Here is a 23,790-nt window from a genome sequence, read left to right as displayed (position 1 = left end):
GAAAACGGCTGCAATTGGACAGGCTTGGCTGGAATAGGGTGCTGGGCCGGGTTTACCTCCGGTAAACGCTGCCTGATCCTTTTTCCTACGTCGTTTTAGCCGTTTTCGCTACGTTTTAGAGATGCTTGGAAAATGCGGCAGTATCCGTTAAAGCCGAATGATGTTCAACACGTCGCCCGACAGGCTGACCTGGACGCCAGCCCCCCACAGCGGGTCGCGGCGTAAATCCTCGGAAACCTTGTACTGCCCGGCGATGGAGAGCAGTTCAGCGCTCAATTGCTGACAGAAGATCCTGGCTTTCGTATCGCCCTTGACGCCGGCTAGCGCGCGGCCGCGCATCGGACCGTATACATGGATGTTGCCATCGGCCAGAAGTTCCGCCCCCGGGCTGACCGAGGACACTACTACCAGATCGCCACCCTGGGCATAAATCTGCTGTCCGCCGCGCACGGGCGAGGTAATCACGCGGGTCGGCTTGATCTCTGGCTGCGGTGGTTTTTCCGGTTTCTTTATCGCTTCGGCCGGCGCCGGCTCCAGCAAGCGCTCCCGGGCGCCGGATGGTGGTAGCACCGGAATGTCCACGGCGATGGCGGCGGCGATGTCCTCGATGCGGCTGGCACGGATAGCCAGGGTGCGCAGGCCGTGTTGGCGGCAAACGCGCATCAGCCCCGGCAGATCCACCGAGCCTTCGGTGGCCGGCAGCTTGTCCAGGGCCAGCACCAGCGGGGCATTGCTGAAGAAATTCGGCGCTTGGGCGACTTTGGCCGCGAGCTGCCGGTCAAGGCCCTCCAGGTCGTTACGGGCAAGCTCCAGCACCGTAATGGCGAGCATGCTGCCCTTCAGCTGGAACACGGGATCTTGGTCTAGCGGTTCGGTTTGGCTCATGGTCGGCGTACAACGGCTTGTCACTAAAAGTGCCGAGACTTATAACGAGATCGTCCGCGAGCCGCAAGCCGGGTCGAACGATGTAGAATGCGCGGCCCATGTCTTTATGGAAGCTGTAATGGATCGCCCGCGTTTTCGAAGTGCCTTTTTTCACCCGCGTTTCTGGCTGCTATGGTGCGGCCTGGGGCTGTTGTGGCTGATCGTTCAGTTGCCTTACCCGTTGCTGTTGCGGGTCGGTCGTGTCCTGGGGGCGCTGATGTACCGGGTGGCCGGCGACCGACGGCGCATCGCCAGCCGCAACCTGGAGCTGTGTTTTCCGCAAAAGTCCGCGGCTGAACGCAAGCGTCTGCTCAAGGAAAACTTTGCCTCCACCGGTATCGCCTTCTTCGAAATGGCCATGAGCTGGTGGTGGTCGCGTTCGCGGCTGGCCAAGCTGGCTCATGTGGAAGGGCTGGAACATCTCAAGCAGGCCCAGCGCGATGGCAAGGGCGTGATCCTGATGGCCCTGCATTTCACTACGCTGGAAATCGGCGCGGCCTTGCTCGGCCAGCAGCACACCATTGATGGCATGTACCGTGAGCACAAGAATCCGCTGTTCGACTACATCCAGCGCCGGGGCCGTGAACGGCACAACCTCGACTCCCTGGCGGTGGAGCGTGAAGATGTACGTGGCATGCTCAAGTTGCTGCGTGCCGGCCGGGCGATCTGGTATGCACCGGACCAGGATTATGGCGCCAAGCAGAGTGTGTTCGTGCCATTGTTCGGCATCCAGGCGGCAACGGTGACCGCCACCAGCAAGTTCGCCCGTCTCGGCAAGGCGCTGGTGGTGCCGTTCGTCCAGGAGCGCCTGGCCGATGGCAGTGGCTATCGCCTGGTGATCCAGGCGTCGTTGGAGGATTTTCCAGGTGAGACCGAGGAAGCCGACTGCATCCGTATCAATCGGTGGGTGGAGCAGTCGGTGAGCGACTGCCCCGAGCAATACCTCTGGGCCCACCGGCGTTTCAAGAGTCGTCCGCCGGGCGAACCGAAGCTGTACGACAAGCGCGGTTGAGCCAGTAGTTCCCATCCATGAGCACGGAGTGTTGCGATGATCCCAGCTGAACCGGTGACAGGTTTGATTCTTTCCGGCGGCGGGGCTCGGGCGGCGTATCAGGTGGGGGTATTGGCGGCGATTGCCGAATTGTTGCCGGACGAGGCGCAGAACCCGTTTCCGGTGATCGTCGGCACCTCGGCGGGGGCGATCAACGCGGTCAGCCTGGCGAGCGGGGCGATGCACTTCAAAACGGCCATCGAGCGGTTGACCGCGTTCTGGCAGGCCGTGCGAAGCCATCAGGTCATGCGCAGCGACTGGTGGGGGGTTATTGCCCAGGCGAGACGTTTCCTTGGCCATAGCTTGTTGGGCCTGGGCACCAGGTTGCCGGTGGCGCTGATCGACAGCTCCCCGCTGCGTGATTTGCTTGAGTCACAGTTCCAGGCTTCGGGTATCGCGCAGGCCATCGCAGAGCACCAATTGCGTGCAGTGGCGGTGACTGCGTTCGGTTATGAGTCCGGCCAGGCCGTGACGTTCTACCAGGGGCGCGGGACCATTGACGCCTGGTTGCGGCACCGTCGGATCGGCGTGCCGACCGTGCTGTCGGTCGAGCATTTGATGGCCAGTTCGGCGATTCCCCTGCTGTTCGCGCCGGTCAAGATCGGCCCGCAGTATTTCGGCGACGGCGCGGTGCGCCAATCGGCGCCCATCAGCCCGGCGTTACACCTGGGTGCGAACCGGGTGCTGGTCATCGGCGTCAGCGGCAACCCCCGTGGACCCGCTGCCGCGGAGCCGGTGGCGCGCAGCTATACCGGTCTGCAACCGACCCTGGCGCAGATCGGTGGGCACTTGCTCAACAGTACCTTCATCGACAGTCTGGAAAGCGATATCGAGTTGCTTCAGCGTCTGAACGGGTTCAGTCACTTGCTGCCCGATGACGTGCCGGCCCACTCCCTGGGCGCGGCGCCGGTGGAGGTGCTGGTGATTTCGCCGAGCCAACCGATTGATGAAATTGCCGCCCGCCATCGCCAGGAACTGCCCCGTGCGCTGCGGTTATTCCTGCGCGGGCCGGGCGCAACCAAGACCAGCGGCGCCGGAGTGTTGAGCTATCTGCTGTTCGAGGCGGGGTATTGCAACGAACTGATCGAGCTGGGTCGCCAGGATGCGCTGGCCCAGCGCGATGAACTGAGCCGGTTCCTGGGGTTGGCCCGAGGGTGATGAAAGCCGACCCGGCGCCATCGCGAGCAGGCTCGCTCCCACAAGGGATCTATGGCGAACGTGAAATTTCAACCCACCCATAACCCCGTGGGAGCCGAGCTTGCTCGCGATGACGGCGGTACATCCAGCACTTACCTAGCCTGATCCACCGCTATCGCGAGCAAGCTCAGCTCCCACAAGGGATCTATGGCGAACGCGAAATTTCAACCCACCCATAACCCCGTGGGAGCCGAGCTTGCTCGCGATGACGGCGGTACATCCAGCACTTACCTAGCCTGATCCACCGCCATCGCGAGCAGGCTCGCTCCCACAAGGGATCTATGGCGAACGTGAAATCTCAACCCACCCATAACCCCGTGGGAGCCGAGTTTGCTCGCGATGACGGCGGTACATCCAGCACTTACCTAGCCTGATCCACCGCTATCGCGAGCAAGCTCAGCTCCCACAAGAATCTCTGTGTATCCAGGATCAAGGTGGGTAATCAGAAGTGATACTTCAGCAAGAAGCTCGTATTGCTCTGGTTGGTCTTGAACCCATCACTGTCTTCGATCCCGTACTTGTTCTTCCAGTAGTCATATTCCACACCCACATACAGCTGCTTGGCACCCAGGTTCAGGGCCTTGCCCAGGTCATACTTGATCTGCGGGTTGATGTGCAGATTGGCGTGGGAGCTGCCCTTGGCATTGCTGTCGTTGTCCACCACCCAGTCGATGAAGCCGTCGATCAGGATGTCGGATGAGCCCACGGGGATGGTGTACGCCCAGACCGGGGTGATCTGCCAGACGTTGTCGCCAGCCCGCGGGCCTTCGGTGTGGCGGTTGTAGAAGTTCAGCTGGAAGTAATCGAAGCCAGGGATCGCCAGGTCGAAGCCAGGGCCGACGAGGTAGGACTCGTTGTCGCCTTCGCCGAATTCATAGGTCATCGCCAGCAGCACGTCCTTGATCGGACCTACTTCCAGCTTCTGGTCGAAAATCTTTCCAAACGACAGGCGCGGGCTGAATTCGCCATAGTAGGTGTTCGGCCCCGACTGGCCGTCCTCCTTGCCGTTGTAGAAGATCCGGTCGAGGAAAAAGAAGTTGTCGCCGTATTTCCAGGCGTCGGCGTGTTCGAAGGTCACCGTCTGCTGGATGCGTGGGTTGACCTGGAAATCCTTGCCGTAGAGGTAGGTCAGGCTGTTGTTCTGCCATTGGAACAGATCGTCGGCCATGGCTTGGCCGCCGGCCAGCAAGGATCCTGCGAGTATCAGGCTGGTGCACGTGCGTTTCATTCGGTTTGCTCCCAAGGTAGGTGGTACCGCTTTTTTTGTCAGCGCTCTGGTGTGGCGCCTTTTTCTCCAGATAAAACATCCGTTCGGTCAGGTTTTTGCTTGTGGCAAATACGGGTGAGCGAGCCTGGAGAGGTTCCCGAAAAGCTCGTTCAACTGTCTGGGGCACTGTTTGTCGAGATGCAGGGAGTCGCTGACAGGCGACCGGTCGCCTGTCAGCGGGTAGTGTGCGTAACGGGTTCAATCAGACCGCACAGGGTCACTCAGTTGGTCTGCGCGCCTTGGGTGATCCATGCGCCGATCAGGTCCCGTTCCTGCTGGGTCATCTGGGTGATGTTGCCCAGGGGCATGATCTGGGTGGCCACGGCCTGGGCCTGGATGCGCGCGGCCTGTTGCTGGATCTGCTGTGGCGTATCGAACATCACCCCGGCCGGAGCCGCACTGAACAGCGGACTGGTGGGCTTGGCCGAATGGCAGACCGAGCAGCGTTCCTGAATCACGCTGTGCACCTTCTCGAACGAAGGGCCCTGGGCATTGGCGGCCTGGGCAGGTGCTGCGGCAGGCTGTGCCGGCGCGGTTTGCGGCTTGGCGCCACCGCCCACGGCGGTTTCCGGCAGCGGTTGGTACTCGATGGCGGCGGGAGCCTTGGCCACGTCCGGGGCGGTGGACACGGGCTTGGGCCCGGTGACATACGCCAGGCAGATCATTGCCAGGGCGCCGACCGGCAGCGTCCAGGCAAACCGGTTGCTGTCGTGGCGGGTGTTGAAGTAATGACGCACCAACACCGCCGCCACTGCGATCCCGGCGAGGATCAGCCAGTTGTACTGGCTGCCGTAGGTGCTCGGGAAGTGGTTGCTGATCATGATGAACAGCACGGGCAGGGTGAAGTAGTTGTTGTGGCGCGAGCGCAGCAGGCCCTTGGCCGGCAGCGCCGGATCGGGTGTGCGGTTCTCGGCGATGGCGGCGACCAGCGCACGCTGTGCCGGCATGATGATGCGGAACACGTTGCCGACCATGATTGTGCCGATGACCGCCCCGACATGCAGGTAGGCACCGCGACCGCTGAACACCTTGCTGAACCCGTAGGCCGCGGCAATCAGCAGGGCGAACAGGATCGCGCCGAGCAGGGCGGGGCGCTTGCCCAGGGCCGAGTCGCAGAGAAAGGAATAGACGAACCAGCCGACGAACAACGAACCGATGCCCAGGGCAACGCCTTCGGGCCCGCTCAAACTGCTGCCGGGAGCCAGCAGGTAGATCGTCGGGTTCCAGTAGAACACCACGCACAGCAACGCGATACCCGACATCCAGGTGAAATAGGCTTCCCACTTGAACCAGTGCAGGTTATCCGGCATGGACGGCGGTGCGAGTTTGTATTTTTCCAGGTGGTAGATGCCGCCGCCGTGGATGGCCCACAAGTCTCCGGCCAGGCCGCTCCTGGGGTTGACGCGGTTGAGGTTGTTTTCCAACCAGACGAAATAGAACGACGCGCCGATCCAGGCCACGCCAGTGATCATATGAACCCAGCGGATACTCAGGTTCAGCCATTCCAGCAAATGTGCTTCCACAGTCGTTACCTCTCGCCCGTCACGCTTGTTCTCGCGTGATCGGACGCTTCTCTTATTGGTGGGGATCGAGGATCAAACACTCATCCTCTTCGAAGAAATGCTCATCGCAGTTATTGCCTGTGCCACTGCGATCAACCACCAGGAAGTCATCCCGCTTTTCGATCGTCAGCACCGGGTGGTGCCAGACGCCGCGATGGTAATTGATGCCCTGCCTGCCGTTGGTGACGAAGGCGCGGACCAAGCCTGATACAGGTGCATCGCCAAGTGGCGCGACCACGATCAGAAAGGGGTTGCCGAGCAGCGGAATGAACGCCTGGCTGCCCAGCGGATGGCGCTCCAGCATGCGCACGGTCAACGGCATGTCCAGCGCGTCGGCGCGGAAGATGCTGATGATCGCCTTGTCGTCCGGCGTGGCGGTTTCAACCGTCGCCAGGCGATGAAAGCGCATGGTCGAACCGTTATTGATCATGAAGTGATCGCTGCCGTCGGTTTCGATCACGTCACCGAAGGGGGCGAAGGCTTCTTTGGTCAAGGGTTCGATCTTGAGTGTGCGCATGCTGGTCTTCTTAATCTCTTGATTTGATCGTTCCCACGCTCTGCGTGGGAACGCCTCACCGGACGCTCTGCGTCCGCTTTGCGACGCAGAGCGTCACCGTATGCATTCCCACGCAGAGCGTGGGAACGATCATCGTGTCACTTCGCGACCTTGCCCAATACCCGCAGGCGACTCACACCACCATCCGGGAACACATTCAGGCGGATGTGGGTAATCGGGCCCAGGGCCTTGATCTGCTCGGCGAAGGTATGTTCAGCGTGCATTTCCAGTTTCTGGCTTGGCAGCAGCTCGCGCCAGAACAGCGACTGGGTTTCGATCTGGCTGTCGGTGCCGCCCTTGACGAAGGCGCCCTGGATCGAGCAACTGTCGGGGTAGTTGCCCTTGAAGTGCAGGGTATCGACGATCACTTTCTCGACCTCGCCGGCATGGCCCAGGGCGACGATGACCCAGTCGTTGCCCGGCGTGCGGCGCCGGGCGGTTTCCCAGCCGTCGCCCATGTTGACGCCACGACCCGGGTTGAGGATGTTGCTCATGCGCCCGAAGTGCTCGTCGGAGCAAGCCAGGGCGCGGCCACCGTTGAGGGCTGCGGCCAGGTCGATCTGTTCGTTGTCGCCGACGGCCGACCAGTCGCGGTACGGAATGCCGTAGACCCGCAACCGGGCCACACCGCCATCGGGGTAGATGTTGAAGCGCAAGTGGCTGAAGGCCTGGTTGTTGCTGATTTCATGGTAGTGGTGGCTGTTGCCTTGCAGTTCGACGGCAGACAGCACTTCGGTCCACTGGGTGTCGTCGTCCGGCTCGCCTTCGGTCAGGAAGCAGGCTTCCAGGGACGCCGACGGTGGGTAGTTGCCGGTGAAGAATGAAGTGTCGATGTCCACGCCCTTGATCGATCCCGCTACGCCCAGGCGGATCACGGCGCTGTCGTAGCCTTCGAAGCGCTTGCGACGCGATTCCCAGCCGTCCATCCACTTGCCATTGTCATCGAACACGCCTTCCTTCCATACGGCCGGCGTTGGCTGGAACAGGCGGTTGGCGTCGGCGAACCAGTCGTCGGTGACGGAGATGATCTTCGTGCCGAGACGGGCGTCGGCCAGGTTGACGAACTTCTCGAAAGGTACGGCGTAAGCTTTCATTCTTCTTGTCTGCCTTTAAATAAGTTGGCTGGGGATGCTTGCTGGCCTCGTTCAGGCTGCTCGCTAAAGGGTCAGTAGTCGGAACAGCGCGATCTTGTTGATCTCCGCCAACGCGCATTTGAACTCGGTGTCCACCGGGTTATGGATGCGGGTTTCGAAAGCCGCGAGGATCTGATGCCGGTTGCTGCCTTTTACCGCCATGATGAAGGGAAACTCGAACTTGGCCTTGTAGGCGTCGTTCAGCTCGGTGAAGCGCTGGAACTCTTCGGCCGTGCATTGGTGAATACCGGCGCCGGCCTGTTCGTTCGTGCTGGCTTCGGTCAATTGGCCCTGCACGGCGGCTTTGCCGGCCAGGTCCGGGTGAGCGTTGATCAGGGCCAACTGGCTGGCGTGATCGGCGCTCAAAAGGATGTCGCTCATGCGCTGGTGCAGGGTTTCGATCTCGTCGATCGACGGGTCCTGGCCCAGGTCGAAGGCTTTCTCGGCGACCCATGGCGAGTGTTCGTAGATGTCGGCGAAGGCGTCGACGAACGCCTCGCGGCTCAAGGTCGACGGCTTGAGGGTCTGGAATGCGGTCATTTCAAGGCTCCAGAATGCGGGTGGGTCTGCTGCCAGTGGCGGGCGATGTCGACGCGACGGCTGAACCAGACCTGCTCATGGCTCTTGGCGTATTCGAGGAAACGCTTGAGGGAGGCGAGGCGGGCCGGACGGCCGATCAGACGGCAGTGCAGGCCGATGGAAAGCATCTTCGGGGCTTCGGCGCCTTCGGCATACAACACATCGAAGGCATCCTTGAGGTATTGGAAGAAGTCGTCGCCGTTGTTGAACCCCTGCACCTGAGTGAAGCGCATGTCGTTGGTATCGAGGGTATACGGGATCACCAGGTGCGGCTTGCCGTTGGGGGTGTTCGGTTCCCAGTAGGGCAGGTCGTCGTCGTAGGTGTCGCTGTCGTAGAGGAAACCGCCTTCTTCCATCACCAGTCGGCGGGTGTTGGGACCGGTGCGGCCGGTGTACCAGCCCAGCGGGCGTTCGCCGGTGATTTCGGTGAGGATGCGGATCGCTTCGAGCATGTGCTCGCGCTCCTGGGCTTCATCCATGTATTGGTAGTCGATCCAGCGATAGCCGTGGCTGCAGATTTCATGACCGGCGGCGACCATGGCACGGATCACGTCCGGATGACGCTGGGCGGCCATGGCCACGGCGAAGATGGTCAGCGGGATATCGAATTCCTTGAACAGCTTGAGGATCCGCCAGACACCGGCGCGGCTGCCATACTCGTACAGCGACTCCATGCTCATGTTGCGCTCGCCCTGCAGCGGTTGCGCCGCGACCATTTCCGAAAGGAACGCTTCGGACTCTTTGTCGCCATGCAGGATGTTGCGCTCGCCGCCTTCTTCGTAATTGAGCACGAAGGACAGGGCGATGCGGGCATTGCCCGGCCAGTGGGGATGGGGAGGGTTACTGCCGTAACCGATCAGGTCGCGTGGATAGTCAGCGCTCACTGCAGTCTTCCTTCTTGTTCGTACCATGTAGGTGGCGCCCGGGCGATGAAGCAAAGCTGGCGTCACGGCGATGGGTTGATTGTATACAACTTTATGCGCGATTTGTAAGCCTGATTTTTTGCATTTTTCACCGCACCCCTGGCTGGCCCTACACTGCAAGAAATCTGCCGGGTTGGTCAATTAATCATTAGAGGAGCCGTGTATCCTCTGGTTTGGCCGGAACCCGAGCTTAAGGACGAGCGGGGAAAGGGCGCGGCAAATATGTGTTTTTTATTGTGTACAATTTCTATTTAAAATGTCTTAATTTGCGTATCGCCGCAGCGTTTCATGCTCTGAAATGGTGCGGCTTGTCTTTCAACTGATCAGGAGGCGTCGGGCCGGACTGCCCTGCAGCGAGGCGCGCACAATCAATGGGACGTTTGACTACTCACGTTTTGGATGCTGCACATGGCTGCCCGGGCAGCTCGATCAAGGTCGAGCTGTACCGTGTGGAAGGCCCGCAACTGCACCTCGTCGCCAGCGCGTCGACCAACAGCGATGGCCGTTGCGATGCACCGCTGTTGCAAGGGGAGGACTACCGTTCGGGGGTCTATCAGTTGCAATTTCACGCTGGCGATTACTACCGCGCCCGGGGAGTGCAATTACCCGATCCGGCCTTCCTTGACGTGGTGGTGTTGCGCTTCGGCATTTCTGCCGAGCAGGAGCACTACCACGTGCCCCTGCTGATATCGCCCTACGCCTATTCAACCTATCGCGGCAGCTGACCCCCAGGCAGCCGCTTGCTCCTGGAAGCGCCTGCGCATGGCGCCTCTTTGGTTTTTCGCCCGCTCACACTGCGGGCTTTTTTTGCCTGCCTGTTACAGCCGGGCATTGTCGTCCCGGATGATGAAGACGGTGTCGGCGTGGCCAGGCAGGATCTGGGAGCCGCCCTTGAGCCAGACGATCTTGTTGGCGGCATGGGCGTCCTTGACGGCTTGCGCGGCGGCGTCGCCGACCTGGGTTTCCAGGTTCATGCCGGTCGTGTTGGGGTTGGTGTGGGTGGGCAGGGACAGCTTCGGGATCCGGGTGCGGTGCAGGCTCATGAAAAACAGATAGTCATGCCCTGTGCGCCGAAAGACCAATGCCGGAAAACTGTTGAAGTTGTTGGGTTCCATGACCGTATAGCCATGACGGCTCAGGAGGTCGGCCATGAAGCGTTTGAAGTCCACCGTCGAATACGTCGAGAGGAAGTAATCCCACTGTCGTCGGAACCGCATGGGGTCGAAGTCCAGCCGGTTCAAGGTGCCCGTCGTGGACGGGAAGGGCAGCTCGATCGCGCGCGAGGTGCTTGTAGTGCCTGAAGAGGTTGGCAGAACCGAGAGCATCAATAATGGATCGCTCCATTGCGGGTGCGGTGAAGGAGTGGCTTGTTTCCAGCTGTGGAAAATCTGCCTGAGTGCGGTCAGCCCCGCTGCGTCGGCGTAAGTCGAGCTGTTGGCCAGCTCGAATTGCTTTCTGGCGATGTTTTCCAGGGTCACGGTCGTGACCTCCGGGAAAACGTCCCTGACGTAAGCCGTCAGGGGTTTTTCGAAGGGCAGCCTGGCGTCAATCTCCCAGTGATTATCCGGTGGGACGCGTATGACAGCCCTGGGCTGTTCGTCAGGCGTATGCCTGAGGATGGCCTCCAGCACATCGAAATCATAGGCGGGATGAGTGGGCGGCTGAATGTAGAGGATCGGGTAATCTCGAGCTTCCATGCGGCTCATCACCTTGTAGTGAACATCGTTCACGGTGATGAAATGGGGCAGTGTCAGCGTGGGTTTGAACGCCCAATCCCGCTTGAAGACCGCCGGGCCTTGCACAGCTGCTTCACTTTGCGGAGGAGGCGACGTCGTGCGCTGGCGTTTGGGCGCGGGCCCTTCGGACAGTTCATCGTCCGACAGGCTGTGGAGGGTGATGGTCTGGGGGGAGTCACTGCTGCCCGGCTCGATGGGCTGGGGAACCCGTCGCCACAGGAGACTGCCTTCCACTTGTTCCAGGCGTGGTCCGGAGGCGATGAGCTCGGTGCTTGATCGGGCCCGGTAGTTCTGTTCGGCATCGCGACCCAGCAACACCGTTGCACCGTCTTCCAGCTCGACGTAGGTGCGTGTCCTGAACGTCCGGATGCCAGAGGTCGCGTCTGGCGCCGATAACAGGGGGACCAGTTCGGGTGAAAGGTGATAATTGTCCAGCGACACCGGGGCGGCCTGACCTTGGGCGGACGCCTGTTGTGTGATTTCGAATACCTGGAAGGTCGTGGGCTGGGATTCTGACGCTTCGGTGTGTCTTCCCGACGGCGAGACGGATACCTGGTCCGTTCCTTCCGTCCTCATGGGACCCCTGGGTGAACTTTCCGGCGTTGTATCGCGACTGGTGCGGGATGTATCGGAGGACGAAGTTGAAACATTGGGGCGGGTGTTTTTTCTGGGACTCATTGGCAGTTCGGCTCTTGGATATCAATAATGAATATGACTTGAAACAGATGGCTGATCGTCGCCTTGAAGATGTTCATGGAAAAGGCCCGCGCAGGTGCACTACATATATATATTGCGTTTGAACTAAATATCTGGAAAAAACCTGCATGAGGCTATGCCGGGTTGGATAGGGCCTTGTCCGACGAGAGTATCCAGTTCATATAAGGCAACTCCCTGGCAAATGGCGGCCCCAAGATGATTGCCTGGGCGAGCATCAACGACTTGCTCGGCGTTAAACCCTCTACTAACTTGGTGCATTGTTCCCGCAATAAACGCAGTGACTCGTCGTCCAAGGGGGGATGTTGGCTGAGGCCTTCCCGGGCCACCTCCTGATAGATCTTGAGATGGTGGTCACACACGTTTGTTTTTCTAAGATCCTGCGCCGTAATAACCCGAGACTTATTTGTATCCAGGGTCCACTTGCGTGTCTTGAGGTGATAGCTCAGGGCACCGGGAGTGCCGTCCTTGACGGCAACATTGAAGACCCTCAGTTGCTCGGACGACAACCTGGAAAGTTCCAGGGGCAACGCTGCATCGGGGTCGAGCGTGGGCGCAAAATACCGACCATCCAGGGCTTCTACATAAACGCTCTCGAACAAGCTGTCGACCGCATACACGACACCTTGTGTGGTGATAACGCGTATCTGGTCCACAAGGTCGTCAACTTCATAAGCGGGCAGATGAATGACCGTTCCACCGATTTGCAGCAGGTTGGATGCCAGTTTTATCTCGACCTGGCCGAGCTGTGTAGCGTCGAACTCCCACAAGGAGGCCTGGGGTAAGCGGGGGTTGGCGCTGGCCAGTGCGCCTGGCGTGGAGAGACGTAGCGTCATGTTCGTGCCCAAGTGGACAAGGTAGCTGGAGCCTTGGCCAATCAGGACTTCGACACCCGCTTGTACGGCGGCTGAAGTGAGCAGGGCGCAGGTCGCCCGGTTACCCATGTAATAGGGCTTTTTATCCAAGGGCTGAAGATAGGCGTATTTCTTTTTTGTCGGCGTGAGTGGCAGTGATATTGGCGTTTTCCATTGTACCGGGTCCTTGTTTATGAACTGGTTGTCCAGTAACAGGCCGTAGTCGGGGGAGGGCAGGAGCAAACGATAGGATGAGCCGTCATTCATGATCAGGATCAAAGTATGATTCGGACCGAGGGCGGAAAATGCACGTCGTCCCGAGGCGTTTTTGCGCGCGGTATAACGTTCATCGGAACTTGCCAGGTTATTCAGGACGATCCGGCGCTTGCCAAAGTGCAGCGTCAGGCCACACTCACCATATTTCACAGTGTCCGATTCGTCTTCCGGAATGACGTGGGCGTTGTAATGGGCCTCGATTCGTGTCAACTCGGAGTGGACGTAGTCCAGGTGGACTGTGGTGGAGTATTCACTTTTTTGTTTGACCTTGAGTGTAGTGAACTCAATAAGACGGGAAACGTAATAGCTCGTATCTTTGGCGTGGTCGATTGATTGCTCGCTTCGATCATTCAGGATGGCCGGGTTTCGCGGCGTTCCTTGTTGCACCATGATGGCTTCGATGGAGAGCCGGTTGCCATGTTCGATACTGTCGGGCAGGTCGGGTAGCCAGTGGAAACCATCTTTGGTGATAAAAGTCAGCTTGCTGTTGCGCAGAGCTCTTGGATACCCGGTATCGCTGTAGACGTTGTTGATCGTAACTATGCGAACGTCCCAGTCGTTCGAATCGAACCCGGAGGTAATCACCAGATTGCCGGCCTCAATTGCCCAGTTTTCAATCAGATCCGCTCGCCAGTCCAGTGCGATGACACTATTGCCCACGCCGTCTTCGCTGATCGATACATGGCCTGGCCGATGGGCAATGGCGTAGACATCATCGCCTGGGCCACCGTCTGCGTTGCGGTTATTGCCACTGAGGATGAAAATCCGGTCATTTCCCGCGCCGGCCTCAATGGAGTCGTCACCGCGGGATTTGATGATGTTCGAGCCGGCCGTTCCTTTGATGACGTTGGTTCCGCCCTCAAGTATTTCGATATGTTCGATGCTTTCAAGGACAGTAGAACGATAGGCGCCGCTCGTTGTTCCATGAGGGGCTTGGGTGATGACGCTGACTTGCCCTGCGGCCAGATCGACCTGATAACCCAGGCGCGTCTCCTGACTGTCGCTGGCACCGCCGACTAGAATCAGCGTGTCATTGCCTGCGCCACCCATCAGGCGGTTAGGTTGGGGCGTCTGGTTGCTGGCGACGATCTCTGGCGCCCTTTCAAAAATGAAAACATCATCTTTTGCGCCACCGGTGAGTGTCTTGACGCCTGCCCCGTAATGGAAGACGTTTGGCTTGTTTTCAACGCCCAGGACAGTGTCATTGCCGCCGCCGATAGACCATTGGATGCCTTTATGGTCTGCCGCCGTCCCGATAACTGCACCGGGCGTCTCAGCCGTTACGCCACTGCGGGCATCAAACCAATCATCGCTGTCCTTGATCCGGGGACGCACAGTGGATGCCTGATACCTTTCGCCGGTCCACCAACTTCGGGTGTTGTAGGTCACTCGTTCGAGTTCTACGGTGAACTTTCCGTTTACGATCGCTTCGGTGCTGTCTTTCAACGGCCCCCCGAGCAAGTTCAAGGCGTTGGCCTGGAGCCGCTTTGTATGTTCAGCGGCCGCCTTGGCGACGGTATAGCGGTCCTGGATATCGTCATCGGGGCTGATCGTCCAGAAGGCGAGCCAGCCCGTGCGAAGGCGTTCGTGGACGGTGAGTTGTAGGTAGTCGTCGATTTCATCGACTTGACGGATCGCGCCCCAGATCTGTGAGCCGACCACCAGGATAAGCCCTGCGGCCAGACCCGCAGGACCCGCTGACGTAAACCCTGCCAGCGCCGCGACGCCAAGGGTCACGGCCATGGTGGCACTGGTCACGCTCAAGGCTGCGTTGACGTAGTGGTCGGTGGCCTCGCGGCCGGTGGAGCCGGCGGCGGCCTTGAACGAGTCGACCGCGGCGATGATATCGAAAGGAAGCGTCAGCACGCTGGCAAGCAGGCCACTGCCACGCGCCAACCTGATGGCGAAGGTCGTTTTGGCGAAATCCTCCAGGGAGCGCTGGCCGGCCTTGATCATCTGGGTGGCCTGGCGGGTCACCAGCGCTTCGACACCGATGGACGCCACCTCGGCGGCCACGCTGGTCCCGTTGAACAGGGTCTGGTAGGCGTCCTTGTCCCGGATGGCGTCTTGCAGGCCGCGCAGGCCGCTGTAGATTCCGAAAGCCTGGAGTCCCAGGCCCGTGGGAATGAGGATCTGGCTCTTGGCCTGGTTGATCCAGCTGGATGACCGCTGCACCAGCACTTGGGTGTCGAGGTTCCGGGCCGCGTTCAACAGTCTTTCGAGCGTGTTCCGATAACGACTCGGTTCGGCCTGCATCTCAAGGTCTTCCCGCAACAATGATTGCGCGGAGCGTGACCGTTGGCTCGCCATTTCGAACAGCAACGTTGGCAGCCGGTAGTCGTTTGCATCGCGGGTGAGTGTTATACGGGTTTCGATATCACGGGCGTTGAGCTGCAGTGAGTTCAGGAAAAAGCGATTGGGAATGCGGAAAAAAGTATTCTCGCCGTTCAGGGGCTGTCCGTCGGTTGTTGCGCCGAGTGCATTCAGGGCTGAACGGGTGACGGCCACAGAGCCGATGTGGAACGGGCCGTAAAGTTTATCCACAACTTCAAGTTGCGCCTGTCGCTGCTTGAGTTCTGAACTGAGCTGCGATTGATCGGCAACTTCGAAATCGAGCGTTTCGGTTGTGCGCGCATTGGCGTGCAAACCTATATCCGTAATGACGATGCCGTGCTCGGCATAAACGGAGGAGGGCTGAATAACCTTGGCCATTGTGAACGTCCTTGTTCAACGATGATTGAATGGCCCTCTATGAAAGATGTTTTCCTGAGCGCTGTATATCGATGGGTTGTTGCCTGGTTTTGCCACTCAGTGGGCGGACAATAAAGACGCCGCGCCCGCGCCTCCAAACAAACCTGCACTGATGCGATTGAACCAGCTCTGGCCTTTACCGGTGCGCAGGTACCGCGCTGCGCCGTGGGCGCCAAGGCCATAGGCCAACTTGCAGAGCAGGTCGAGGACGGTCCAGGTGGCGATCATGATCAACAGTTGGGGCAGGAACGGTTGCCCGGCGCTCAGGAACTGCGGCAGGAACGCGGCGAAGAACAGGATGTCTTTCGGATTGCTGGCGCCCAGCATGAATGCCCGGCCAAACAGCGCGCGAAAGCGCGGGACGGCGGCGCCCTGGGGCACTTCGGCGCCTGGGGAGGGTTGTCGCGATTGCTGCCAGCTCTGCCAAGCCAAGTAGAACAGGTACAGCGCACCGACGATTTTCAGGGCACTGAACAGCTTCTCCGAGGCCAGCAGCAACGCCCCAAGCCCCAGCGCCGAGGCGCTCAACAAGCAGATCGAGGCGATCACCCCGCCCAGGAACGCCGGATACGAGCGGCGCAGGCCGTAGTTCAGGCTGTTGCCGATCATCAACAACGACAGGGGGCCGGGGATGAGAATCACCACCAGTGCGGCGCCACTGAACAACAGCCAGGTTTCCAGATTCATTGCTTTGCTCCTGATGTACAAAAGCCTCACCCGAAGGGTGAGGCGGGGTGGATACGGTGTCGCTTACAAGAAGATGAACTTGGCGATGAAGATCGCGCAGAGCACCCACAGGCTGACAGAAATTTCCTTGCGTTTACCCGTGCCGGCCTTGAGTACCACGTAGGTGATGAAACCCAGTGCAATACCGTCGGCGACCGAAAAGGTCAGGGGCATCATGATGGCCGTGACGATGGCCGGAATGCTGTCGGTCGGCTCGTCCCATTCGATATGGGCCATGCCGCCCATCATCAGCATGGCGACGTAGATCAAGGCTCCGGCCGTGGCATAAGCGGGGATCATCCCCGCCAGCGGTGCGAAGAACATGGCGGCAATAAATAGCACGCCGACGGTCACCGCGGTAAGCCCTGTCCGGCCTCCCGCCGCGACACCGGCAGCGCTTTCCACGTAACTGGTCACCGGCGGTACGCCGACCATGGCGCCGAATACGCTGGAAGCGCTGTCGGCTTTCAGGGCGCGGGAAAGATTCTCGATCCGGCCATCGGGCTTCACCAGGCCAGCACGCTGGGCCACGCCCATCAAGGTGCCGGCGGTGTCGAACATGTGCACGAACAGGAAGGCCAGCACCACGCTGATCATGCTGACGTTGAACACGCCGGCCACATCCATCGCCATCCAGGTCGGTGCCAGGCTCGGCGGCGTCGACATCACACCATTGTACTGCACCAGGCCCAGGCCCCAGCCGGCCAGGGTCACGGCGATGATGCTGATCAGGATCGCGCCGAACACCCGGTGATAACTGAGCACGGCGATCATCAGGAAGCACACGGCGGCGAGCAGCGGGCCGGGTTCGCGCAACGAGCCGAGCTTGATCAGGGTGGCGGGGCTGTCGACGATGATTCCGGCGGTCTTCAGGCCGATCAGTCCGAGGAACAACCCGACCCCTGCACCCATGGCGAACCGCAAGCTCACCGGAATGCTGTTGAGCAGCCACTCACGAACCCGCGACAGGGTCAGGATCATGAACAGCACGCCGGAAATGAACACCGCGCCCAACGCTGTTTCCCAGTTGTAGCCCATGGTGCCGACCACGGTGTAGGTGAAGAAGGCATTCAGGCCCATGCCCGGTGCCAGGCCTACCGGCCAGTTGGCATACAGGCCCATCAACAGGCAACCGAGGGCTGCGGCAATACAGGTGGCGACGAACGCCGCGCCGTGGTCGATGCCGGCGTCGGCCATGATGTTGGGGTTGACGAAAATGATGTAGGCCATGGTGATGAAGGTCGTCAGGCCGGCGATCAGCTCGGTCTTCACCGTGGTGCCATGCAAGCTGAGTTTGAAGATGCGCTCCAGCCAGCCATTGCTTGATGGCGGCGAGAGGTCCAGCGTCCGGGCTTCGGGTTTGCGGCTTTCCACAGCGAGTACTCCTCAACAGTTTTATTGTTATTTCCAGCGTCGCAGGCCTTGCGGGGGAGACTCGCGCGCTTTGAGGCAGGTAAGGCTGGCGAAGTTGTTGACCTGTTGGTCAGGAACTCGCACGAAGCGAATTATGCTTTTGTATACAAATAAAGCAAATAATGTTTTCTGTTTTGTCGACGAAATGTTTGGTGATATGGATATATCGCCTGGGAGGGCGCTATCGCGGACAAGCCTTGCTCCCACAGATACGGATCATCTTGTGGGAGCAAAGCTTGCTCGCGATGGATAGCTCAGGCCATGCATGACTTGAATTGATATCAGTCGGCGGATACCTGACCCTTGCCCAGCGCCATGTTCACCGCCAGCCACCCATTCACCGCCGCTTCCCCGGCTTCGGCAAACACCCGCTCCAGCAATTTCACCTGTTCGCGCCGCAACGCCTGTTCGAATCGTGCCCCTTCTGCGGTCAACTCCAGCAGCCGCTTACGCTTGTCGGTCTCGGACGCGACGCTGTTGACCAGATGCATTTCCATCAGTTGCCGCAGCGGCATGTTCAGGGCTTGTTTGGTGACGCCCAGCAGGGCCAGCAATTCCTTCACGCTGAGGGACGGATACCGGGCGACGAAAAAAACGATGCGCTGATGCACCCGGCTCAACCCACGGCGCTCGAGCATTTCATCGGCCTTGGCGGTGAACGCCTGGTAGCCGAAGAAAAACGCTTCCATGGCCATCTGCTGGGAAGTCGGATTTTTAAGGTCAAGCATATTGACGTATCCAGAAGGGTCGGAGTAATTTCGGTCAAGCAGTTTGACTTATTTCCCTAATGCCTCGCTACAGGTGCCCCCCATGGCTTTTTCCGAACGTGTCTCGCGCCTCAAAAGTTCTTTGATTCGAGAAATCCTCGCAGCGGCCCAACGCCCTGAGGTGATGTCGTTCGCCGGCGGTCTGCCCGCCGAAGCCATGCTGCCGAAGGTGGAGTGGGACGCCATGCCCCTGGCCATGGGCCAATACGGCATGAGCGAAGGGGAACCGGTCCTGCGCGAAGCCTTGGCGGCGCAGGCACGGGCGCTGGGCCTGGCTTGTGAGGCGAGTCAGGTGCTGGTGGTCAGCGGCTCGCAGCAGACCCTCGACCTGGCGGCGAAGCTGCACATCGACGTCGGCACCGAGATCATGCTGGAGGCACCGACCTACCTGGCGGCGCTGCAGATTTTCCAGCTGTTCGGCGCCGACTGCATCACCGTCCCCCTGCAGGCCGATGGCCCGGACCTGAAGCAATTGCGGGCACGCCTGGAACAGCATCGACCGGCGTTCATCTACTTGATCCCCACGTTCCAGAATCCGTCGGCGGTGCGCTACAGCGAGGCCAAGCGCGACGCGGTGGCGGCACTGCTGGATGAGTTCGGTGTGACCCTGATCGAAGACGAACCCTACCGCGAACTGACCTTCGACGGCGGCAGCGCCACGCCGATTGTCAGTCGCTTGAAGAAAGCCAGTTGGATCTACACCGGCACCGTGTCGAAAACCCTGCTGCCGGGGCTGCGGGTGGGCTACCTGATTGCCAGCCCGGACCTGTTCCCGCACCTGTTGCGCCTCAAGCAATCGGCGGATCTGCACACCAATCGCATCGGCCAATGGCAGGCGTTGCAATGGATCGGCAGCGAGAAGTACCGCAGCCACCTCAGCGAGCTAAGGGATTTTTACCGGGATCGTCGCGACCGGTTCCAGGCTGCGCTGCACACGCATTTTTCCGACATAGCGGACTGGAACATACCCCAGGGCGGGCTGTTTTTCTGGTTGACCCTCAAGCAGCCGCTGGACACCCGTACGTTGCTCGCCGCCGCGCTGGCAGCGGATGTGGCGTTCATGCCGGGAGAACCGTTCTTCCCCGAGCCGGACCAGCACCCGGGGCACTTGCGCTTGAACTTCAGCCACATCGATCCGGCCCGGCTGGATGAAGGGTTGAGGCGGCTGGCAGGGGTGGTGCGGGCAGCGTTGGCTGCCGAGGCGGCGTGAGGCGGTGGGTCTTGTGGTGAGCGGGCCGGCGCTATCGCGAGCAGGCTCGCTCCCACAGAAGTTTTGTGAACACTGAAGATCCCATGTGGGAGCGAGCCTGCTCGCGATGGGGCCTTCACATCTCCCCAAGAACCATCAGACCGCCGAAAACCGCTTGTCCAGGTAATCGATGATTACCTTGGACTCGTACATCCAGGTGGTCTGGCCATTCTCTTCGATACGCAGGCACGGCACCTTGATCCTGCCGCCTTGCTCCAGCAGTGTCTGGCGATCCTGCTCGTTGTTCTTCGCATCGCGCAGGGCCACTGGTACGTTGAGGCGGCGCAGGGTGCGGCGGGTTTTCACGCAGAACGGGCACGCGTGGAATTGATACAAAGTCAGGCTGCGGGCGGTCTGGTCGACCTGCGCCTGGGCATCGGCCGGGCGTTTTTTCTTGCCAGGACGGGTGATGAAGTCGATGAAGATGATCAGTTGGCCCAAACCAACTCGAAGTGCTTTGACGATCACGGTATAAGCCTCGCGGCAGGGAAGAAGAGGGCGCGCAGCTTACCTGATTTTTCACGGGCGAAAAAAAACCGGCGATCGATGCCGGTTTTTCTCGAACGACAGCTTACTTGATGAGGCTGAGAAATTCGCTGCGGGTAGCGGCGTTTTCACGGAACTCACCGAGCATCACCGAGGTGATCATCGAAGAGTTCTGCTTTTCCACGCCACGCATCATCATGCACATGTGCTTGGCTTCGATCACCACCGCCACGCCCAGGGCGCCGGTGACCTGCTGGACCGCGTCGGCGATCTGGCGGCTGAGGTTTTCCTGGATCTGCAGGCGACGTGCATACATGTCGACGATCCGCGCGACCTTCGACAGCCCCAGCACCTTGCCGCTCGGGATATAGGCCACATGGGCCTTGCCGATGAACGGCAGCAGGTGATGCTCGCACAACGAGTACAACTCGATGTCCTTGACCAGCACCATTTCGCTGTTGTCGGAGCTGAACAAGGCACCGTTGGTGACTTCTTCGAGAGTCTGTTCATAACCACGGCAGAGGTACTGCATGGCCTTGGCAGCGCGCTTGGGCGTGTCGAGCAGGCCCTCGCGGGAAACGTCCTCGCCCAGTTGGCCGAGAATCGCGGTGTAATTCTGTTCCAGAGACATGAAACTACCTGTGGGATTTTACGCAAAGGGCAAGGGTACGGTGGCGGACACGGCGCTGCAAGCTCGGCAATCGAGGGCTACTCGTCGCGGCCTTCCATCATGGTGCGCTTGAGCATCACGTACACCGCCCCGGCGCCACCGTGTTTCGCCTGGCAGGAGGTGAAGCCCAGCACTTGCGGGTGCTGGCGCAACCAGGTGTTGACGTGGCTCTTGATCATCGGCCGCTTGCCGTCCAGGCGCACGGCCTTGCCGTGGGTGACACGCACGCAGCGGATTTCGAATTTCGTGGCTTCGGCGAGGAAGGCCCAGAGGGTTTCCCGGGCTTTTTCGACGCTCATGCCGTGCAGGTCGAGGCTGCCTTCGAAGGGGATCTGGCCGACCTTCAGCTTGCGCATCTGGCTTTCCTGGACGCCGTCGCGCGCCCACATCAACTCGTCTTCGGGACCTACATCGATCACGAACTGATCGGACAATCCGTCCACGGTCGTGGCATCGGCGCGCACGGTGGCAGCTTGGCGCAGCTTGGCGATCTGTGCGCGATCGGCTTTCGGTTTGCCGGTGTCGGCGCGATCGTGTTTGATCGGTTTAACGCCCTGAGTCGCACTTTTGAACAGGGAAAAATCGTCGTCTTGCATGTCAGCCTCCGCAAAGGCTGGCCAGTTTACCCAAGTCCGGCGGGATCGGGCGCGACAAAACGTCGGATGGCGGGTCAGTCGTGCTTTTTCATCAGGTGCGGAGCCATGGCCAGCTCCAGGGATTGGCGGGCGCGACGGCGGCAGAGGCGCCAGAGCCAGATACCCAGCAACAGGACAAGAAGACCCACGGCCAGGATGATCGCCGAACCGAGCGGGGAGGCGTTCAAATCCCCCAGCGCGGGCGGGCGGCCCAACAGGCTCGCGGCACCGGCCATGGCCAGCAGGACGCCGAGTGTTGCCAGCAGCGCCGCGATGGCCGCGCCAAAACGAAACCGCCAGTTGCTCGGGCCTTTGGGCCGCAAGCGACGTGCGTCAAAACCATCGGATAACTTCATTCCGACCTTCCTCAGTGGGTATCGGCCCTTCGACCGGAAGATGTTCGGGTTGTTCCTGAGGATAGGGCTAATGGGAGTCTTTTGCGGATGAGCGGCGGAGGCGGCCGCTCATCGAGGGCAATCAGATCAAGTCGTGGGTCAGGGCCAGCGTCGCGAAATTGTCCGCCATGATCGCCATTTCAGTCTGGTGCACTTGTTCGGCGCTCAGGACACCGCCCTTGTGCGGCAAGTCGCGGGTGGCGCAGGCGTCTTCCACCAGGGTGCAGCGAAAGCCCAGGTTCTTGGCGGCACGCACGGTGGTGCTGACGCTGGAATGGCTCATGAATCCGCAGACGATCAGATCCAGGGGACCGAACTCTTCCAGGCGCTTTTTCAATTCGGTGCCATGGAAGGCGCTGGGCAGCAGCTTACCGATAATGGTTTCGTCATCCAGAGGTTCGAGGCCTGGAATGAATTCCCCGCGTTCGCCCTGTGGATCGAACAGCCCGCCGTGGGTGCCCAGGTGGCGCACGTGCACGATCGGCCGGCCGGCGGCACGGGCCGCGCCGAGCAGTTGCTTGATGTTCGCAACCGCTGCATCCATGCCGCTCAGGGCCAGGGGGCCGGCGAGATATTCTTTCTGGGCATCGATGATGATCAGGGTCGCTTGACTCAGATTGGCCGCTGCGTAACCACGGCCGCTGAGTTGAAACATCGTTTTTGGAACGGACATTCTGGGGCTCCTTCGGGTGGGGCTTTTGCGACATTGTCCTCTGGCTGAGCGGTTCTGTGAATCGCTTCCATCGCAAGCGCCGTCGTTGCTGGCCTACAGCCTTGTCAAGACGCCCGTCTTGTTCAATGGGTGGCGCAAAAAACGGAAGGTTCCTACGCCTGCTCTGGCGTTTTTCAGTCGTCCTTGAGGCGCGTTTGGGTAGGCGCGCGTTTGGCTGTTAGACTCGCCAGTCGTTTTTTCTGGAGTTTGCCGCTGTGATCACTTCCCGTCTTCGTACCCTGCGCGACCATATCCGTTGGGCCGTCAGCCGTTTCCATGGGGAAGATCTGTTTTTCGGCCACGGCACTGACAATGCGTGGGATGAGGCTCGCCAACTGGTACTGGGCGCGCTGCACCTGCCTTGGGAAATCGCCGACAGCTATCTGGATTGCAGTCTGGAAGACGACGAATTGGTCCATGTGCAGCGCCTGCTGCAGCGACGTATCGCGGAGCGCATCCCGGCGGCCTACCTGTTGGGCGAGGCCTGGTTCTGCGGGATGTCTTTCATTGTCGACGAGCGCGTGCTCATCCCGCGCTCGCCCATCGGTGAGTTGATCGAAAAGCGTTTCGAACCCTGGTTGGCCCAGGCACCGGCACGGATCCTAGACCTGTGCACCGGTTCCGGCTGTATCGGTATCGCCTGTGCCTATGAATTTCCGGAAGCCGAAGTGGTGCTGGCCGACCTGTCGTTCGACGCACTGGAAGTGGCCAACCAGAACATCGAGCGCCACGGCGTCGATGAACGTGTATTCACCGTCCAGGGCGATGGTTTCGACGGGCTGCCGGGACAGCGTTTCGACCTGATCGTGTCGAACCCGCCCTACGTCGATGCGGAAGACTTCGCTGACATGCCCCAGGAGTACCAGCATGAGCCGGAGTTGGGCCTGGCCTGTGGCGATGATGGCTTGAACCTGGTACGCCGGATGCTGGCCGAGGCGGCCGACCATCTGACCGAGAAGGGATTGCTGATTGTCGAGGTAGGCAACAGCCAGGTTCATGTCGAGGCGTTGTACCCCGAAGTCGATTTCGCCTGGCTGGATTTCGAACGCGGCGGGCATGGCGTGTTCATGCTCAGTGCCGAGCAGTGCCGCCAGCATCAGGAGCTGTTCGCTTCGCGGGTTTGACTGAAGCGAGATCGCCTGTCAGTTCCCCCTGTGGGAGCGAGCCTGCTCGCGAAGGCGTCAGATCAGTTGCAGGGTAGTGGCTGACACACC

General features: G+C 60.2%; 22 protein-coding genes. 5 read left to right on the top strand and 17 right to left on the bottom strand.

Annotated features, from left to right (window positions below; translation table 11 throughout):
- Positions 1-147: 147 nt before the first annotated feature.
- Positions 148-885, bottom strand: a complete 738-nt coding sequence (gene minC / locus QZH45_RS22565) for a septum site-determining protein MinC (protein WP_024779632.1) — start codon at positions 883-885, stop codon at positions 148-150.
- A gap of 118 nt (positions 886-1,003) precedes the next feature.
- Here minC and QZH45_RS22560 point away from each other — a divergent pair, with 118 nt between their 5' ends.
- Complete coding sequence (locus QZH45_RS22560; protein ID WP_053190639.1) at positions 1,004-1,936, top strand: lipid A biosynthesis lauroyl acyltransferase; 933 nt, start codon at positions 1,004-1,006, stop codon at positions 1,934-1,936.
- Between the two features lie 36 nt (positions 1,937-1,972).
- Positions 1,973-3,133 carry a patatin-like phospholipase family protein gene (locus QZH45_RS22555; RefSeq protein ID WP_053190641.1) on the top strand — a complete coding sequence of 387 codons (1,161 nt, stop codon included), beginning with the start codon at positions 1,973-1,975 and terminating at the stop codon, positions 3,131-3,133.
- 481 nt (positions 3,134-3,614) lie between these two features.
- Here the strand turns inward: QZH45_RS22555 and QZH45_RS22550 are convergent, their stop codons facing one another.
- The 6 genes from QZH45_RS22550 to puuE form a co-directional block, all read right to left on the bottom strand.
- Positions 3,615-4,400: an outer membrane protein OmpK gene (locus QZH45_RS22550; protein ID WP_024779635.1), complete on the bottom strand. Its 786-nt coding sequence runs from the start codon at positions 4,398-4,400 to the stop codon at positions 3,615-3,617.
- A gap of 260 nt (positions 4,401-4,660) precedes the next feature.
- Entirely contained in the window at positions 4,661-5,962 is a 1,302-nt protein-coding gene (locus QZH45_RS22545) for a urate hydroxylase PuuD (protein ID WP_024779636.1), read from the bottom strand.
- Positions 5,963-6,014: 52 nt separating this feature from the next.
- Positions 6,015-6,518 carry an ureidoglycolate lyase gene (locus QZH45_RS22540; RefSeq protein WP_024779637.1) on the bottom strand — a complete coding sequence of 168 codons (504 nt, stop codon included), beginning with the start codon at positions 6,516-6,518 and terminating at the stop codon, positions 6,015-6,017.
- A gap of 137 nt (positions 6,519-6,655) precedes the next feature.
- Positions 6,656-7,651 (bottom strand): allantoicase, encoded by a 996-nt coding sequence (gene alc, locus QZH45_RS22535; protein WP_024779638.1) that lies wholly within the window; start codon positions 7,649-7,651, stop codon positions 6,656-6,658.
- A gap of 63 nt (positions 7,652-7,714) precedes the next feature.
- Positions 7,715-8,230, bottom strand: coding sequence for a 2-oxo-4-hydroxy-4-carboxy-5-ureidoimidazoline decarboxylase (gene uraD / locus QZH45_RS22530; RefSeq protein ID WP_024779639.1), 516 nt, complete (start codon positions 8,228-8,230; stop codon positions 7,715-7,717).
- Complete coding sequence (puuE, locus tag QZH45_RS22525; protein WP_024779640.1) at positions 8,227-9,153, bottom strand: allantoinase PuuE; 927 nt, start codon at positions 9,151-9,153, stop codon at positions 8,227-8,229. Before puuE ends, uraD begins: the two co-directional genes overlap by 4 nt.
- A gap of 410 nt (positions 9,154-9,563) precedes the next feature.
- Here puuE and uraH point away from each other — a divergent pair, with 410 nt between their 5' ends.
- Positions 9,564-9,917 (top strand): hydroxyisourate hydrolase, encoded by a 354-nt coding sequence (gene uraH / locus QZH45_RS22520; protein WP_024779641.1) that lies wholly within the window; start codon positions 9,564-9,566, stop codon positions 9,915-9,917.
- 93 nt (positions 9,918-10,010) lie between these two features.
- Here the strand turns inward: uraH and QZH45_RS22515 are convergent, their stop codons facing one another.
- The 5 genes from QZH45_RS22515 to QZH45_RS22495 form a co-directional block, all read right to left on the bottom strand.
- Positions 10,011-11,504, bottom strand: coding sequence for a hypothetical protein (locus tag QZH45_RS22515; protein ID WP_050593878.1), 1,494 nt, complete (start codon positions 11,502-11,504; stop codon positions 10,011-10,013).
- A gap of 254 nt (positions 11,505-11,758) precedes the next feature.
- Positions 11,759-15,484 (bottom strand): calcium-binding protein, encoded by a 3,726-nt coding sequence (locus QZH45_RS22510; protein WP_024779644.1) that lies wholly within the window; start codon positions 15,482-15,484, stop codon positions 11,759-11,761.
- A gap of 96 nt (positions 15,485-15,580) precedes the next feature.
- Complete coding sequence (locus tag QZH45_RS22505) at positions 15,581-16,210, bottom strand: LysE family translocator (RefSeq protein WP_024779645.1); 630 nt, start codon at positions 16,208-16,210, stop codon at positions 15,581-15,583.
- A gap of 63 nt (positions 16,211-16,273) precedes the next feature.
- Complete coding sequence (locus tag QZH45_RS22500) at positions 16,274-17,623, bottom strand: NCS2 family permease (RefSeq protein WP_024779646.1); 1,350 nt, start codon at positions 17,621-17,623, stop codon at positions 16,274-16,276.
- Between the two features lie 320 nt (positions 17,624-17,943).
- Positions 17,944-18,390 (bottom strand): MarR family winged helix-turn-helix transcriptional regulator, encoded by a 447-nt coding sequence (locus tag QZH45_RS22495; RefSeq protein WP_024779647.1) that lies wholly within the window; start codon positions 18,388-18,390, stop codon positions 17,944-17,946.
- 82 nt (positions 18,391-18,472) lie between these two features.
- On the opposite strand from QZH45_RS22495, the gene QZH45_RS22490 reads away from it, so the two are divergent.
- Positions 18,473-19,639 (top strand): PLP-dependent aminotransferase family protein, encoded by a 1,167-nt coding sequence (locus QZH45_RS22490; RefSeq protein WP_024779648.1) that lies wholly within the window; start codon positions 18,473-18,475, stop codon positions 19,637-19,639.
- A gap of 135 nt (positions 19,640-19,774) precedes the next feature.
- Here QZH45_RS22490 and QZH45_RS22485 read toward each other — a convergent pair whose 3' ends face one another.
- The 5 genes from QZH45_RS22485 to QZH45_RS22465 all read right to left on the bottom strand — a co-directional run bounded on the left by QZH45_RS22485 (position 19,775) and on the right by QZH45_RS22465 (position 22,537).
- On the bottom strand, positions 19,775-20,146 hold the full coding sequence (locus QZH45_RS22485; RefSeq protein ID WP_024780656.1) for a glutathione S-transferase N-terminal domain-containing protein: 372 nt from the start codon (positions 20,144-20,146) through the stop codon (positions 19,775-19,777).
- 103 nt (positions 20,147-20,249) lie between these two features.
- Complete coding sequence (gene folE, locus QZH45_RS22480; protein WP_003204506.1) at positions 20,250-20,795, bottom strand: GTP cyclohydrolase I FolE; 546 nt, start codon at positions 20,793-20,795, stop codon at positions 20,250-20,252.
- Between the two features lie 77 nt (positions 20,796-20,872).
- Positions 20,873-21,430, bottom strand: a complete 558-nt coding sequence (locus tag QZH45_RS22475; protein WP_024780655.1) for a Smr/MutS family protein — start codon at positions 21,428-21,430, stop codon at positions 20,873-20,875.
- A 74-nt stretch (positions 21,431-21,504) separates the two neighbouring features.
- Entirely contained in the window at positions 21,505-21,825 is a 321-nt protein-coding gene (locus tag QZH45_RS22470) for a hypothetical protein (protein WP_024780654.1), read from the bottom strand.
- A gap of 121 nt (positions 21,826-21,946) precedes the next feature.
- Positions 21,947-22,537, bottom strand: a complete 591-nt coding sequence (locus QZH45_RS22465) for a cysteine hydrolase family protein (RefSeq protein ID WP_024780653.1) — start codon at positions 22,535-22,537, stop codon at positions 21,947-21,949.
- Positions 22,538-22,791: 254 nt separating this feature from the next.
- Between QZH45_RS22465 and prmB the strand changes: the two genes are divergently transcribed.
- Positions 22,792-23,700 carry a 50S ribosomal protein L3 N(5)-glutamine methyltransferase gene (gene prmB / locus QZH45_RS22460; RefSeq protein WP_024780652.1) on the top strand — a complete coding sequence of 303 codons (909 nt, stop codon included), beginning with the start codon at positions 22,792-22,794 and terminating at the stop codon, positions 23,698-23,700.
- Positions 23,701-23,790 lie beyond the last annotated feature (90 nt).

Origin of the sequence: Pseudomonas corrugata (assembly GCF_050920615.1) — a bacterium.
GTDB classification, from domain to species: domain Bacteria; phylum Pseudomonadota; class Gammaproteobacteria; order Pseudomonadales; family Pseudomonadaceae; genus Aquipseudomonas; species Aquipseudomonas corrugata.
Note: the sequence above shows the minus strand (reverse complement) of the source record. Positions and strands in the feature narration are given on the sequence as shown.